At 71.2% G+C, this 13,876-nt stretch carries 13 protein-coding genes; 3 read left to right on the top strand and 10 right to left on the bottom strand.

Going from position 1 to position 13,876, the window contains the following annotated elements; translation table 11 throughout:
• Positions 1 to 338: 338 nt before the first annotated feature.
• From AC5L38_RS15895 to AC5L38_RS15885, 3 genes are all read right to left on the bottom strand, one after another.
• A complete protein-coding gene (locus AC5L38_RS15895) occupies positions 339 to 1,724 on the bottom strand; it encodes an MFS transporter (RefSeq protein ID WP_495243555.1) in 1,386 nt (461 codons plus the stop codon).
• A gap of 134 nt (positions 1,725 to 1,858) precedes the next feature.
• The gene (locus AC5L38_RS15890) at positions 1,859 to 2,941 is read right to left on the bottom strand and encodes a YihY/virulence factor BrkB family protein (RefSeq protein ID WP_495243554.1); all 1,083 of its coding nucleotides are present in this window, start codon (positions 2,939 to 2,941) and stop codon (positions 1,859 to 1,861) included.
• Between the two features lie 217 nt (positions 2,942 to 3,158).
• Entirely contained in the window at positions 3,159 to 3,971 is an 813-nt protein-coding gene (locus tag AC5L38_RS15885; RefSeq protein ID WP_495243553.1) for a class I SAM-dependent methyltransferase, read from the bottom strand.
• Positions 3,972 to 4,125: 154 nt separating this feature from the next.
• Here AC5L38_RS15885 and pcaD point away from each other — a divergent pair, with 154 nt between their 5' ends.
• The 3 genes from pcaD to AC5L38_RS15870 all read left to right on the top strand — a co-directional run bounded on the left by pcaD (position 4,126) and on the right by AC5L38_RS15870 (position 7,828).
• Positions 4,126 to 4,875, top strand: a complete 750-nt coding sequence (gene pcaD / locus AC5L38_RS15880) for a 3-oxoadipate enol-lactonase (protein ID WP_495243552.1) — start codon at positions 4,126 to 4,128, stop codon at positions 4,873 to 4,875.
• 82 nt (positions 4,876 to 4,957) lie between these two features.
• Positions 4,958 to 6,691: a pyruvate dehydrogenase gene (locus tag AC5L38_RS15875; protein WP_495243551.1), complete on the top strand. Its 1,734-nt coding sequence runs from the start codon at positions 4,958 to 4,960 to the stop codon at positions 6,689 to 6,691.
• A gap of 396 nt (positions 6,692 to 7,087) precedes the next feature.
• Positions 7,088 to 7,828 (top strand): hypothetical protein, encoded by a 741-nt coding sequence (locus AC5L38_RS15870; protein ID WP_495243550.1) that lies wholly within the window; start codon positions 7,088 to 7,090, stop codon positions 7,826 to 7,828.
• A gap of 25 nt (positions 7,829 to 7,853) precedes the next feature.
• On the opposite strand, the gene kynU is transcribed toward AC5L38_RS15870, so the two are convergent.
• The 7 genes from kynU to AC5L38_RS15835 all read right to left on the bottom strand — a co-directional run bounded on the left by kynU (position 7,854) and on the right by AC5L38_RS15835 (position 13,866).
• On the bottom strand, positions 7,854 to 9,098 hold the full coding sequence (gene kynU / locus AC5L38_RS15865; protein WP_495243549.1) for a kynureninase: 1,245 nt from the start codon (positions 9,096 to 9,098) through the stop codon (positions 7,854 to 7,856).
• Positions 9,099 to 9,175: 77 nt separating this feature from the next.
• Complete coding sequence (locus AC5L38_RS15860) at positions 9,176 to 10,147, bottom strand: amidohydrolase family protein (protein WP_495243548.1); 972 nt, start codon at positions 10,145 to 10,147, stop codon at positions 9,176 to 9,178.
• Between the two features lie 3 nt (positions 10,148 to 10,150).
• Positions 10,151 to 10,666, bottom strand: a complete 516-nt coding sequence (locus tag AC5L38_RS15855) for a 3-hydroxyanthranilate 3,4-dioxygenase (protein WP_495243547.1) — start codon at positions 10,664 to 10,666, stop codon at positions 10,151 to 10,153.
• Positions 10,663 to 11,085, bottom strand: a complete 423-nt coding sequence (locus tag AC5L38_RS15850; protein ID WP_495243546.1) for a RidA family protein — start codon at positions 11,083 to 11,085, stop codon at positions 10,663 to 10,665. Before AC5L38_RS15850 ends, AC5L38_RS15855 begins: the two co-directional genes overlap by 4 nt.
• Positions 11,082 to 11,885: a 2-keto-4-pentenoate hydratase gene (locus AC5L38_RS15845; RefSeq protein ID WP_495243545.1), complete on the bottom strand. Its 804-nt coding sequence runs from the start codon at positions 11,883 to 11,885 to the stop codon at positions 11,082 to 11,084. The genes AC5L38_RS15850 and AC5L38_RS15845 overlap by 4 nt, the downstream gene beginning before the upstream one ends.
• Entirely contained in the window at positions 11,882 to 12,895 is a 1,014-nt protein-coding gene (dmpG, locus tag AC5L38_RS15840) for a 4-hydroxy-2-oxovalerate aldolase (protein WP_495243544.1), read from the bottom strand. The genes AC5L38_RS15845 and dmpG overlap by 4 nt, the downstream gene beginning before the upstream one ends.
• Positions 12,892 to 13,866, bottom strand: a complete 975-nt coding sequence (locus AC5L38_RS15835; RefSeq protein WP_495243543.1) for an acetaldehyde dehydrogenase (acetylating) — start codon at positions 13,864 to 13,866, stop codon at positions 12,892 to 12,894. Before AC5L38_RS15835 ends, dmpG begins: the two co-directional genes overlap by 4 nt.
• Positions 13,867 to 13,876 lie beyond the last annotated feature (10 nt).

Below are 13,876 nucleotides of genomic sequence, written 5' to 3'. Positions count from 1 at the left end.
ATCCGCGGTTCCTGCGCGTGGCCGACAGCCGCGGGCAGTGGGTGCCCCGCGGTCGCACGCCGCGACTGGTGCGTGTGTGATTCGACACACTATGCCCATGGGACATATCGCGCTTCAAGCCACCGGAGCGAATATTGAGTATCAATGTTCATGTTGAGCTGTGTGGTCACATCCCCGTAAAAACCGGGCTTTTCATCAATTACGCAGCTCACGCCGGACGTACTCCGCGAGCGATCATCCTTCACCGTCGCCACGGATTGAGATCATTCCGTCACCATCCGCCGCCGGAACGGCCGCCCGTCCGGTGACGGGCGGCCGTTCCGGCGACGGGCCGGGGGTCAGCGGCGGGCCGCTTCGAGAACCCTCCGCGAGTCGCTCTCGAAGAAGCCGCGGGCGGCCAGGGTGAGCAGGCCGCCGATCACCATGGGCACGATGAGGACGTACATGGCGGAGACGAGGGAGCCGGTGCCGTCGGAGGCGATGCCGACGACCAGCGGCCCGAACGCCGCGCCGGCGGTGATGAGGACCTGGAGGACGGCGAAGCCGAGACCGCGGGAGGCCGCGCCGATCACGTCGGCGAGCGAGGCGGTCATGTTGGGGATGGCCATCGACGTCAGCACGCTGGAGAGCGTGACCACCACGCAGAAGGCGGCCAGGGAGTCCATCGTGAGCGCGACGGCCAGGACGAGCGATCCCGCCGTGATGCCCCCGCCGCCCGCCAGGAGCCTGCCGCCCTTGCGGGTGCCGTGCCAGCGCCTGCCGAGCCACGAACCGATCAGGGTGCCCGAGACCACGCCGACGATGGTCATGAGACCGCCCAGCGAGCCCGCGGCGGCGGGGCCGATGCCGAAGTTGCGTACCAGCAGCGAGGGCAGCCAGTAGAAGATCCCGGCCAGGCCCAGGCTGAGCAGCATCAGGCCGACGGAGACCGCGAGCAGGGTGCGGATGGCCAGGACCTCGCGGAGCTGGCGGGCGAACGGCGGCTTGGCAGCGGGCGCCTCGGCGGTGGCGAGGCCGGAGCCGGCGCCGAGAACGGGCTCGGCGTCGGCGCCGGGCTCGGCGGGGGTCGCGTTGGCGACCAGCCGGTCGAGGTGACCCCTGACGGGCTCGTTCAGCCGCCACACGAGGAGCGCGGTGAGCACGCCCGGAACGACCATGATCAGGAACGCGCTGCGCCAGCCGAACGCCTCAGCGAGCACGCCGCCGAGCAGCGTGCCGACACCTCCCAGATAGGTGGTCACGCGGGTCCAGCCGTAGGCCTGGGCGCGGGTGGCCGGAGGGTAGTAGTCGGCCAGGAGGCTGCCCGCGGCCGGATTGTCGATGCTCTCGGCGGCGGCGAGGAAGACGCGCATCGCGTAGAACATCGCGAACCCGGTGGCCAGTCCCGAGCCGAGCGTGGCCAGGGCCCAGCAGAAGACGACGACGGCGATGATCCGGGTGCGGCTGCGCCGGTCGGCGAAGTACCCGGCGGGCAGCGCGACGAGCGCGGCCGCCAGGGCGGAGGCGGTCGGTATGGAACCGGCGACGGTGTCGCTGAAGCCCCATTCGGCCTGGATGAGCGGCAGCACCCCGGACAGCAGGTTGAACTCGATGCGGTCGACCAGCCCGACGATGAAGAGCACGACCAGGGGTGCCCAGCCGTAGGGGGCGCGGGACCCGGCGTCGACCTCCCCGTTGCGGGGCGCTCCGAGTTTCAGGCGTGGGGTGGTGGGCGTGTCGACCATGCGCCGGCCTTCCTGTAGCCAAAATCTAGAATCCGCTTCTAGAGCTTTGTTATGGAGGGTGGCACAGATCACAGCGCCGGTAAATGGCCGAAACCTGAGAGGCGGGATTCCGGCGTGTCGCGAAGCCCGGTCCTTCACGGGCCGTCGCGAAGCCCGGCCCTCCACGGCCCGTCGCGCGCGGCCTCGGACACGGGCCCGTACGCGGGCCCGTGTCCGGGGCCGGACCCGCGTACGGTTCCGGACTTCCGCACGGTTTCGGACCCGCGCACGGTTTCGGACTGCCGCTCGGTTTCGGACTCCCTCGCCGTTTCGGACTCGCGTACGGCCTCGGAGCGGGCGCGGCGGGCGGCCAGGTCGATCATGGTGCCCTCGCCGGTGGCGGTGAGCGCCGCCGCGAAGAGGATCAGCTGGTTGAGGAGCTTGAGGAAGACGAGCATCCCGACGGCACCGGCGACGACGTGGTAGGCGGGGTTGCCCACGGTCATCTCCAGGTAGACCTGGCCCAGGGACTTGAGGACCTCCAGCCCCGCGGTGATGAGCAGGGCGGGCCAGATGACCCGGCGCAACGACAGCCGCAGGCGCGGCGGGGCGCAGAGCAGGGCGATCGCCAGCAGGGTGTTGACGGCCAGCCCGATCACGAACGCGGCGGCCGACAGCAGCCACCGCGACAGCGTGTCGTCGATCCCCACCGTGTGCAGGAACAACCAGTTCAGCACCGTCTCCGCGACGAAGGCCACCGCGAGCGAGGCCGACAGCAGCAGTCCCAGGCCGGCCATCACCCCCAGGTCGATGACCTGGCGCATCACGAAGCGGCCCGGATACTCCTCGATCCGCCAGATGGCCCTGATCGCCGAGCGCAGGGCGTCCATCCAGAACAGGCCGGTGAGGGGCAGGCCGACGAGGGCGATCGCCCCGGCCGTGGCCCTGGCGCTCTGCAGCGCCCGCACGTCCAGGCGCGGGAAGTTCTCCGAGAGGTAGCCCTCGACGGCGTGCACCACCTGCGGGTCGTCGAGGACCTGCCCGATGACGGCGAAGCCGAGCAGTCCCAGCGCGAACACGGCGAAGAACGAGTAGTAGGTGAGCGCCGCGGAGAGCCGTCCGGCGTCCACCTCGTCGTAGCGCACTCCGGCGCGCACCAGGTGGTCCAGCCAACCGTGCCGACGACGAGCACGCGTCCACGCCCCGGAGATACGCGTGGTGAGACCCGTGATCGTCATACCGGCATCTCTACCCCCGCCCCTCCCACCTACCACAACCGGGGCGCCTCGGCCGCGCGCCGCGCCCCCGGCCGTCACGCGTGCCGGCCGGGCCGGGACCGCGAGGCCCGGGCCCTCACACGTGCCGACCGTACCGAGGCCACGGGACCCGGGCCCTCACACGTGCCGGCCGAGCCGGGACCACGAGGCCCGGGCCCTCACGCGCCCCGCGCGACCCTCACCCGTCGTGGGCCCTGCGGCCGAGGATCGAGTGGATCTCGAAGGAGGGGGCGCTGAAACCCGGGGCCGACATGACCTCCCTGACCTCCCCGAGCTGCCTGAGGGTCATCCCCGCCTCCACCAGGCGGTCCTCCAGGTGGTGGCTGTTGCTGATCAGGAGGCCGAGGCCGGCGGAACCCCGCTCCCACACCTCGGTCCAGCGGAACCGGTCGATGTCGGCCAGGCCCGCCGCCGCCATGTCCCGCGCCGCGGAACCGCCCCAGGTCGGATCGCCACCGGCCGCGCTCAGCACCCGGGCCATCGCCGTGACGTAGGCCCCGTACACCTCTCCCGCACGCCCGCCAGAGGCGGGAGGCGCCGCCCAGCGGGTGATGTCGATCTCGTCGAGCTGCAGCCAGCCACCGGGCCGCAGCGCGGCCCGCAGGCGTCGCAGGACCTGGCCGCGCCGCGGCAGGTGGCTGAGCACGAGCCTGGCGTGGATCAGGTCGAACGCGCCCTCCGGCAGCGGGTCGGTGACGATGTCGTGGCGGGCCACGGTCAGCCCCGGCCTGGACGGGATCAGGCCCGGCTTGATGTCGGTCGCCAGCACGCGCCCGCCCGGCGCCACCCGTTCGGCCAGCCAGAGGGCCACGCTGCCCCCGCCGGCCCCGACCTCCAGGCAGTTCCAGCCCGCCCCGACGCCGGTCAGCGCGAGGCGCTCGAAGGTGAGCGGGTCGAGGAGGCGAGCGAGGTAATGATGCTGGTCGGACGAGTGATCCCCGTCGTTGTCGAAGACGTAGTCGGACGGGGGCGCTGGGTTCTGCCCGGTCATCTGGACCCTTCCAAAAGCGGATACTCGCCGCATGGTAGGTAGGGCACCACGGAAAGTGACAGGCCTCCGGCCGGACCTGGCCATCTTCCCTGGAGAACGTATCCTCCAAGCTACAGTATGTCCGGATAAAGAACTTATGTGCGATAGGTGAACAATGCTGTATCACGAGATCGAAGGACCCGCCGGCGGGCCGACGGTCGTGCTGGCCGGCTCGCTGGGCACCACGCTGGAGATGTGGGATCCGCAGATGGAGGCGCTGACCGGGCACTTCAGGGTCGTCCGCTTCGACCACCGGGGCCACGGGCGGTCCCCGGCGACCGGGAGGTGCTCGATCGCCGACCTCGCCGGTGACGTGCTGGACCTCCTCGACCGGTTGGAGCTGCCGCGCGTCTCCTTCGCGGGGCTCTCGCTCGGCGGCATGGTCGGCATGCGGCTGGCCGCGCACGCGCCGGGGCGGATCGACCGGCTCGCGCTGCTGTGCACGTCGGCGAAGCTGGGCACCCCCGAGTCCTGGGCCGAACGGGCGAGCGCGGTCCGCGAGGCGGGCACCGCGTCGATCGCCGGGACGGCCATGGCCCGGTGGTTCACCCCCGCCTTCACCGGGCGGGAACCGTACGTGACGATGCTCGGCGGCGTCTCCGCCGAGGGGTACGCCGCCTGCTGCGAGGCCATCGGGGCCATGGACCTCCGCCCCGACCTGCCGCTGATCTCGGCGCCCACGCTCGTGCTCGCCGGCGCCGACGACCCCGCCACACCGCCCGAGCACGCGGAACGGATCGCCGAGGGGATTCCCGGCTCCCGGCTGGTCGTCCTGGACGGAGCGGCCCACCTGGCGAACGTCGAGCGGCCGGAGGCGGTCTCCGAGCACCTGGTCGCGCACTTCTCCCGGAGTGACACCGGGTGACACCGAGTGACCTGGGAAAACCCGGAGTGATCCGGCGAAATACGGTGAGGTACCCCGGTGACGTCAGACACGAGGGGGCACCATGGCGACCGTGGCCGAGCAGTTCATCGAGGTTCTCCGCCAGGCCGGGGTGGAACGTATCTACGGGGTGGTGGGCGACAGCCTGAACCCGGTGGTCGACGCCATCAGGAAGGCCGGCGCCATCGAGTGGATCCACGTACGCAACGAGGAGGCCGGGGCGTTCGCCGCCGCCGCCGAGGCGCAGGTCACCGGGCGCCTGGCGGTCTGCGCGGGCAGCTGCGGGCCCGGCAACACCCACCTGGTCCAGGGGCTCTACGACGCCCACCGCAGCGGCGCCCCGGTGCTCGCGCTGGCCTCGCACATCCCCTCCTCGCAGATCGGCACGGGCTTCTTCCAGGAGACCCACCCCGAGCGCCTGTTCGTGGAGTGCAGCCACTTCTGCGACATGATCAGCACGCCCGAGCAGATGCCCCGGGTGCTCCGTGTCGCCGTCCAGCAGGCGATCGGCCTCGGCGGCGTCTCGGTCGTGGTGCTTCCCGGCGACGTGGCGCACCTGTCCGCCGCCCGCCCCACCGGCGAGCACGACTTCGTGACCGGGACCGGCACGGTCGTCCCGCACCCCGACCAGGTGGCCGAGCTGGCGGCGGCGCTGAACCGTGCCGAGAAGGTGATGCTGTTCTGCGGCGCCGGGACCCGCCACGCCCGCGACGAGGTCATGGCGCTGGCCGGACGCCTCCTGGCACCGGTCGGGCACGCGCTGCGCGGCAAGGAGTGGATCCAGTACGACAACCCGTACGACGTGGGGATGAGCGGGCTGCTCGGGTACGGCGCCTGCTACGAGGCGACGCACGAGGCCGACCTGGTGGTGCTGGCCGGGACCGACTTCCCCTACGACGACTTCCTGCCCGGCTCGCGTACGGTCCAGATCGACCACGACGCGGCGCATCTGGGCCGCAGGACCCCGCTGGAGCTGGCCGTGCACGGCGACGTCGGCGCGACGATCCGCGCGGTGCTGCCCCACGTCACCCAGAAGACGGACCGCCGCCACCTCGACAGGATGCTGGGCAAGCACCTGAAGGCGCTGGAGAACGTCGTGGAGGCGTACACCCACGACATCGAGCACCACCTACCGATCCATCCCGAGTACGTCGCGAACCTGATCGACGAGCTCGCCGCCGACGACGCGGTGTTCACCGTGGACACCGGGATGTGCACCGTCTGGGCGGCCCGCTACCTCAGCCCCAACGGGCGCCGCCGGGTGATCGGCTCGTTCTGGCACGGGAGCATGGCCAACGCCCTCCCGCACGCCATCGGCGCCCAGTTCACCGACCGGCGCCGGCAGGTCGTCTCGCTCTCCGGGGACGGCGGGCTCGCCATGCTCCTCGGGGAGCTTCTCACCGTCCGGCTGCACGACCTGCCGGTGAAGACGGTGGTGTTCAACAACTCCTCGCTCGGCATGGTGAAGCTGGAGATGATGGTGGACGGGATACCCGACTACGGCACCGACCACGCTCCCGTCGACTACGCGGCGATCGCCGCCGCGGCCGGGATCGGATCGTTGCGGGTGGAGGACCCCTCGGACGTACGGGAGGCCCTGGCCACGGCCTTCACGACCCCCGGGCCCTTCCTCCTCGACGTGGTCACCGACCCGGACGTGCTGGCCGTGCCGCCGAACATCAGCCGGGCGCAGGTGAAGGGGTTCGCGCTGGCCGCGGGCAAGATCGTGCTCAACGGCGGGGTCGGGCGCATGATCGACATGGCGAAGGCGAACCTGCGGAGCATCCCGCGCCCCTGAACCGCACGGTTCCGGGGGCCTGCTCTCCGGGCTCGACGCACCCTCGCGGAACGGCGGCAAGACGGAGCGGAACGACGGGCAACCACTCCAGTCCCCTTTCACCCGTCCTTTCCCTGTTCGGTGGACATTCAGTGGACGGGGTCTCGGCGTGTCATCACATGACCCTCAATCACGACTGTAAGCATCGTCACTGTCACGCTGAGCGGCTCGGCGTACCGGCAAAAGCCGTATTCCGGTCAGCGGATTGATCGCGGCCACGGACCACGCCTCGAAGGGAATGGTGTCTCCATGCTCACTCCCACGTCCCGAATGAGTGCCGCGGCCATTCGTGGACGGCGGAAGGGGGGCCGGTCACCGAAAGGACCGGCGCTGCTGGCCCTGGCCGGATCCCTCTCCGTGGCCCTCGTGGTCACCGTGTCCTCCGCCGTCCCCTCACCCGCCACCGCGTCCGCGCTCGGCGCCCCGCCCCCCGACCCGAAATCGTCCGTCAAGGACTCCGGCTCGTCCGTCAAGTCGACCAGCACCTCCACCACCACCTCGTCCCCCAACGACACCGACACCGACAGCGACACCGCCGACGACGACGCCCTCGACGACCTCGACACCGCCGACGCCCTCGACGACGGGGACGACGACACCCGTCACACGCTCGCGGAACAGGCGCGCAAGAAATGCAAGCCGAGGTCCTTCTTCAGATTCCACTCTTTCCGGCCGAGGAATTTCTTCGTTCCCCGTACGCGCTTCATCGACGGTCCCGGTGGCACGATGACCGTTTCGGTCACCCGGCAGCACCGCGTGTACGCCGAGATGGAAATCGAAAGGGAAAGATATGGCTTGATCACCACGGGTGATCTGATCCGCCAGTTGCGGAACATGGTGAACCCGCTGCTCGCCGAGGAGTACATCGTCGAGACCGGGCACGAATACGCCCAGGAGATCACCGCCGGCAAATACGGAAACATGTGGTACCGCGTTTTCGGCTACCGGGTGGGCTTCTCCGCGTGGAAGCAGGTCTACAACTGCCGGATGCGCAAGATCGCCGCCGGGGTGGCCAGCGTCCCCGCCCGGGTGGAGGGCTGGAGATACTGGGAGACCGACCACCCGATGTACAAGGGACGCCGTCTGAGCAGGCGCTGAGGCTCCTTCTCCGGGATCCCCCTCCTCAGGTGACGGCGAGGCGCCGGCTGTAGCGGTCGTCGCGCCAGTGTTCCTTCTCCAGCACCTCGGTCAGGGTCACGGCCGCGTCGTAGGCGTCCACGAAGCGGATGTAGAGCGGCGCGAACCCGAACCTGAGGACGTCGGGGGCGCGGAAGTCGCCGTGGACGCCACGGTCGATCAGGGCGCGCATGACCGGGTAGCCGTCGGGGTGACGGAAGCTGACCTGGCTGCCCCTGCGCTCCGGGTCGCGGGGCGAGACCAGCTCCAGCCCGTACGGCGCGCAGAACTCCTCGACGAGCTCGATGAAGATCGAGCCCAGCGCCACGCTCTTGGCCCGTACGGCGGCCAGGTCGACGCGCTCCCAGATGTCGAGCGAGGCGTTGAGCGAGGCGAAGGACAGCACGTGCGGGGTGCCCACGGTGAAGCGCCGGATGCCGTCGGCGGGGCGGAAGCCGGGCTCGAACGCGAACGGCGCCGCGTGGCCGTGCCAGCCGGTCAGCATGGGCCGCGCCCCGGCCTGGTGGCGCGGGTGGACGTAGACGAAGGCCGGGGATCCGGGGCCGCCGTTCAGATACTTGTAGGTGCAGCCGACCGCGAAGTCGGCCGGCGAGACGTCCACCTGGTAGGCGCCGGCGCTGTGGCACAGGTCCCAGATCATCAGCGCGCCCGCCTCCTGGACCAGCGCGGTGACCGACGCCGTGTCGTGGCGGGCCCCGGTCCGGTAGTCCACCTCCGACAGCAGCACGCAGGCGACCTCGTCGGACAGGGCGCCGGAGAGGGCGCCGGCGAGGTCGTCGCCGCCGGTGACGTCGCGGATCTCGTAGCCGCCCAGCGCCTCGGCGAGCCCCTCGACCACGTAGCGGTCGGTGGGGAAGTTGGCCAGGTCAGAGATGACGACCCGGCGCCCGGGGCGCAGGCTCAGCGCGGCGGACACGGCCTTGACGATGGAGATCGAGGTGCTGTCGCCCACCGCCACCTGGCCGGGCCCCGCGCCGATCAGCGGGGCGAGCCGGTCGCCCGTGGTCAGCGGGAGGTCGAACCAGCCGGAGGTGTTCCAGGCGCCGACCAGGCGGCCTCCCCACTCCTGCTCCACGGTCCGCGTCACCGCCGCCGTCGCGCTCTTCGGCGGGGCGCCGAGGGAGTTGCCGACCAGGTAGATCGTCCCGTCGGGCAGGACGAACTCGTCCCTGACGTCCTTGAGGGGGTCTGCGGCGTCGAGCGCGGCACACTCCGCACGGCTGATGGCCAAGAGTCGTCTCCCGGTTAGGTGCCTGGCAACCCTCCCATAATGCCGTCAAAGCCAGATTTCATAGCATTCCGCCCTGATCAGCGGCCGAGGAACCGGGTGGCGTTGCCGCCGAGCAGCTTGGCGCGGGCGGTGTCGGAGAGAAATCCCGCCCGGCGGACCAGCGAGCCCACCGGCGACTCGCCCAGCGGGTAGGGGAAGTCGGAGCCGAGCATCACCCCGTCCTCCCCCATCGTGTCGACCAGCAGCCGCAGCGCCCGCTCGTCGAACACCACCGAGTCCACGCTGAACCGGTCGAGGTAGTGCGACGGGGGGAACTCCGAGACCCCGACCAGGTCGTTACGGCGGTGCCAGGCGTTCTCGAACCGGCCGAGCCAGAAGGCGAACGAGCCGCCTCCGTGCGCGAAGCACAGCCGCAGCGTCTCCGGCACCCGGTCGAGGACGCCGCCCAGGATGAGGGCGAGCACCGACAGGTGCGTCTCGGCCGGCATGCCGACCAGCCACCGCGCCATCCAGCGCTCCAGCCGGGGGCCGCCCGGCATGTCCCAGGGGTGGACGAAGACGGGCGCGCCCACCGAGGCGCAGTGCTGGAGGAACTGGACGATCCCCTCGTCGTCGAGGTCGCGGTCGCCGACGTGGTTGCCGATCTCGACGCCCGCGTGCCCGGCGGCCAGGCACCGGTCGAGCTCGGCGCAGGCCAGGTCGGGGTCCTGCAGCGGCACCTGGCAGAACGGCACCAGCCGCTCGGAGGCGCAGATCTCCAGCGCCAGGTCGTTGAACACCCGCGCGACCCGTACGGCCTCGGCCGCCGGGCGCTCGTAGGAGAAGAAGACCGGCGTCGGCGAGACGACCTGGACGTCCACCCCGTCGGCGTCCATCCGCTCCAGGCGGACCGAGGGGTTCCAGCAGTCGTCGGCGATCCGGCGGAACTCCCGGTCCCCGAGCAGGATCACGGCCTCCCGCTCGGAGTCGACCCGAAGCCGGGGCGCCCCCGGCCAGCCGAGCTCCGGCCAGCCCTTGGGGACGTGGTGCGTGTGGACGTCGATGATCAACGACTATCCCTTGCCGGGGTGGAGGGTGCCGCAGTTCTCGCAGGTGCGCGCCTTCTCGTCGTCGTAGAACGCCTGGAAGATCGGCGGCAGGTCGGTCACGATGTCGCGGACCTGCAGCTCGACCTCGTGGACCACGCCGCTGCACTCCGGGCAGTACCAGAGGAAGCGCTCAAGCACGCCCTCCGGCCTGATCCGCTCCACCACCAGGCCGATCGACCCCTCCTCGGGACGCTGCGGCGAGTGCGGCGTGTTCGCCGGGAGCAGCCACATCTGGCCCTCGCGCACGTGCACGGTGTCGGGCCCCTCGGGGGTCATGACGTTCACGTGCATGTTGCCGCGGATCTGGTAGAAGAGCTCCTCGTACGGGTCGATGTGGAAGTCGGTCCGCGCGTTCGGGCCGCCGACGACCATGACGATGAAGTCGCCGGCTCCCTCGAAGACCATCTTGTTGCCCACCGGCGGTTTGAGCAGGTGGGCGTGCTCGTCGATCCACTTGGTGAGGTCGATGGGCGGGATCACGGGCGCTCCTCCGGTCGGTGGGCCACGGCCTGAATCTCGATGAGCAGGTGCGGGTGGGGCAGCTGGTGGACGGCCACGGTGGTGCGCGCCGGGCCGGCCTCGTCGAAGTACTCCGCGTAGACCGCGTTGTATCCGCCGAAGTCATTGATGTTCACCAGGTAGGTGGTGATCTGGACGAGATCGCTCAGGTCGGCTCCCGCCGCCTTGAGGATGTCGCCGATGTTCTCTATCACTGCCCTGGTCTGTGCGGCGATGTCGAGCGTGACCGTGCCGAACTCGTCGGCCTCGGCTCCCACGATCGTGTTGTCGGGCCTGCGCGAGCTGGTCCCGGACACGTACAGGAAGTCTCCGGCCCGCTTGACGTGCGGGAACCTGCCTCGCGGCCGGGCCTTCCCCGCCACGACGAGCCCGTCGCTCATGATCCCTGCCCTTCGGGGCCCTTAAGTTCCGGGGCGGGTTCCGGCGAGGAGGCGGTGAACGAGACCGAGCCCAGGTGCTGGATCTCGGCCCGTACCCGCGCGCCGGGCGCGAGCGGCTCGGCGGGCGTGGCGGCGCCCGCCAGGAGGACCCAGCCCGGCTCCAGGACCGTCCCCGCCTGGAGGGCGAGGCGCGCGGCCTCCGCGAGGGCCCGGCGCGGGTCGCCCAGGATCGCGCCGGTCGACCCGGCGTGGACCACGCGCCCGTCGATCTCCAGGACGACGCCCAGGTTCCAGCGCGACGGGTCGTACGGCTGCCAGGGACCGACGGCGTACCCGGCGGCCGAGGTGTTGTCGGCGATCACGTCGGGCAGCGAGAACCTGAAGTCCTCGTAGCGCGAGTCGATGACCTCGATGCCGGTCGCGACGGCCGCGACGGCGCCCGGCGCGAGCGCGTCGCCCGGCGACGCGATGCGCCGCCCGACGAGGTAGACGACCTCCGGCTCCACTCTTGGATGGATATATCTCGACATATCCGCGTACGAGCCGTCGAGGATGGCCGACGACTCCGGCACCCGGCCGAAGATGATGTCGCGCACGCCCATCTGGCGGCGCTTGCCCTCGCTGGTGAAGCCCAGCTTCACCCCGGCGAGCCGGTCGCCCCGCTCCAGGCGGAGCCGGATCAGCTCCTCCTGGACCCGGTAGGCGTCGGCCACGCCGTAGTCCTGCTCGGGCCTCGGCACCGCGCGGGCGGTACGGGCCGCCTCGTCCAGGACGGCGGCGAGCTTGTGGACGTCGGTCACGACCGCCTCCCCTCCCGCGCCAGGTCCAGCGCGATGTCCACGATCATGTCCTCCTGGCCGCCCACCATCCGGCGGCGGCCCGCCTCGGTCAGGATGGTCCGGGTGTCGACCCCGTACCGCGCCGAGGCCGCCTCGGCGTGCCGCAGGAAGCTGGAGTAGACCCCCGCGTAGCCGAGCGTCAGCGTCTCCCTGTCCACCCGGACCGGCCGGTCCTGCAGCGGCCTGACCAGGTCGTCGGCCGCGTCCATCAGGGCGTGCAGGTCGCAGCCGTGCTCCCAGCCCATCAGGTCGGCCACCGCGACGAACACCTCGATGGGGCAGTTGCCCGCCCCCGCGCCCATCCCGGCGAGGGAGGCGTCCACCCGGTAGGTACCGTTCTCCACCGCGACGACCGAGTTGGCCACGCCCAGCCCCAGGTTGTGGTGGGCGTGGATGCCGATCTCCGTGCCCTCGTCGAGCACCGACCGGTAGGCCCTGACCCGCTCCCTCACCCCGTCCATGGTCAACCGGCCGCCGGAGTCGGTCACGTAGACGCAGTGGGCGCCGTACGACTCCATGAGCGCGGCCTGCCGCGCCAGCTCCTCGGCGGGGGCCATGTGGGACATCATCAGGAACCCGGCCACGTCCATCCCGAGCTCGCGCGCGGTGGAGATGTGCTGGGCGGAGATGTCGGCCTCGGTGCAGTGGGTGGCGATCCTGACCGAGGTGACGCCGAGGGCGTGGGCGCGCCTGAGATCCTGGATGGTGCCGATGCCGGGCAGCAGCAGGGTGGTCAGCCTCGCCCGCCGCACGACCCCGGCGACCGCCTCGATCCACTCGTCGTCGGTGTGCGCGCCCGCGCCGTAGTTGAAGCTGCCCCCGGCCAGGCCGTCGCCGTGCGCGACCTCGATGGCCGCCACCCCGGCGGCGTCGAGGGCCGCGGCGATCCCGGTGGCCTGGGCGACGGTGTAGCGGTGCCGGACGGCGTGCATGCCGTCCCGCAGCGTCACGTCCTGCACGTACAGCCTCACGCGCCCACCTCCGCGTCCGCACGGGCCTCGGCGCCCGTACGAGCCGCGTCCACGGCCCGGTCCGGCAGCTCGGCCAGCCGCTCGGCCGTGCGCAGCGCGGCGGAGGTCATGATGTCGAGGTTGCCCGCGTAGGCGGGCAGGTAGTGGGCGGCGCCCTCCACCTCCAGGAAGACGGTCACCTTGACGCCGCCGTCGCGGGTGCCGTCGGGCAGCGGCTCCCCGGGCGGGATCGTCTCGAACTGCACGTCCTGCTTGAGCCGGTAGCCGGGCACGTAGTCGTTGACCCGCGCCACCATCTCCAGCACGGCGCCCGCCACCTTTCCCAAGGTCGCCTCGTCGCACTCGTCCACCAGGCAGTAGACCGTGTCGCGCATGATCAGCGGTGGCTCGGCCGGGTTGAGGACGATGATCGCCTTGCCCCGCGCCGCCCCGCCGACCCGCTCGATCGCCCGGGAGGTCGTCTCGGTGAACTCGTCGATGTTGGCGCGCGTGCCGGGCCCCGCCGACCGGGAGGAGATCGAGGCGACGATCTCCGCGTACCGGACAGGCATCCGCGAGGCGACCGCCGCGACGATCGGGATGGTGGCCTGCCCGCCGCAGGTGACCATGTTGAGATTCCGCTCACCGAGGTGGGCGTCCAGGTTGACCGGGGGCACCACGTAGGGGCCGACGGCGGCGGGGGTGAGGTCGATGACGCGCTTGCCGTGCTCCCGCAGCACCCGGTCGTTGTGCCGGTGCGCGCCCGCGGAGGTCGCGTCGAGGACGACGTCCACCTCGGCGAACCCGGGCAGCGCGACCAGCCCCTCGACGCCCTCGTGGGTGGTGGCGACCCCCCGGCGGCGGGCGCGGGCCAGGCCGTCGGAGTCGGGGTCGATGCCCGCCATCGCGACGACCTCCACCTTCTCCGACAGCAGCGCCTTGAACATCAGGTCGGTGCCGATGTTCCCCGAGCCGATGATGGCGATCTTCACGACAGGACCG

Source organism: Streptosporangium nanhuense, assembly GCF_059358815.1.
This window is presented reverse-complemented; position numbering and strand designations above follow the sequence as displayed.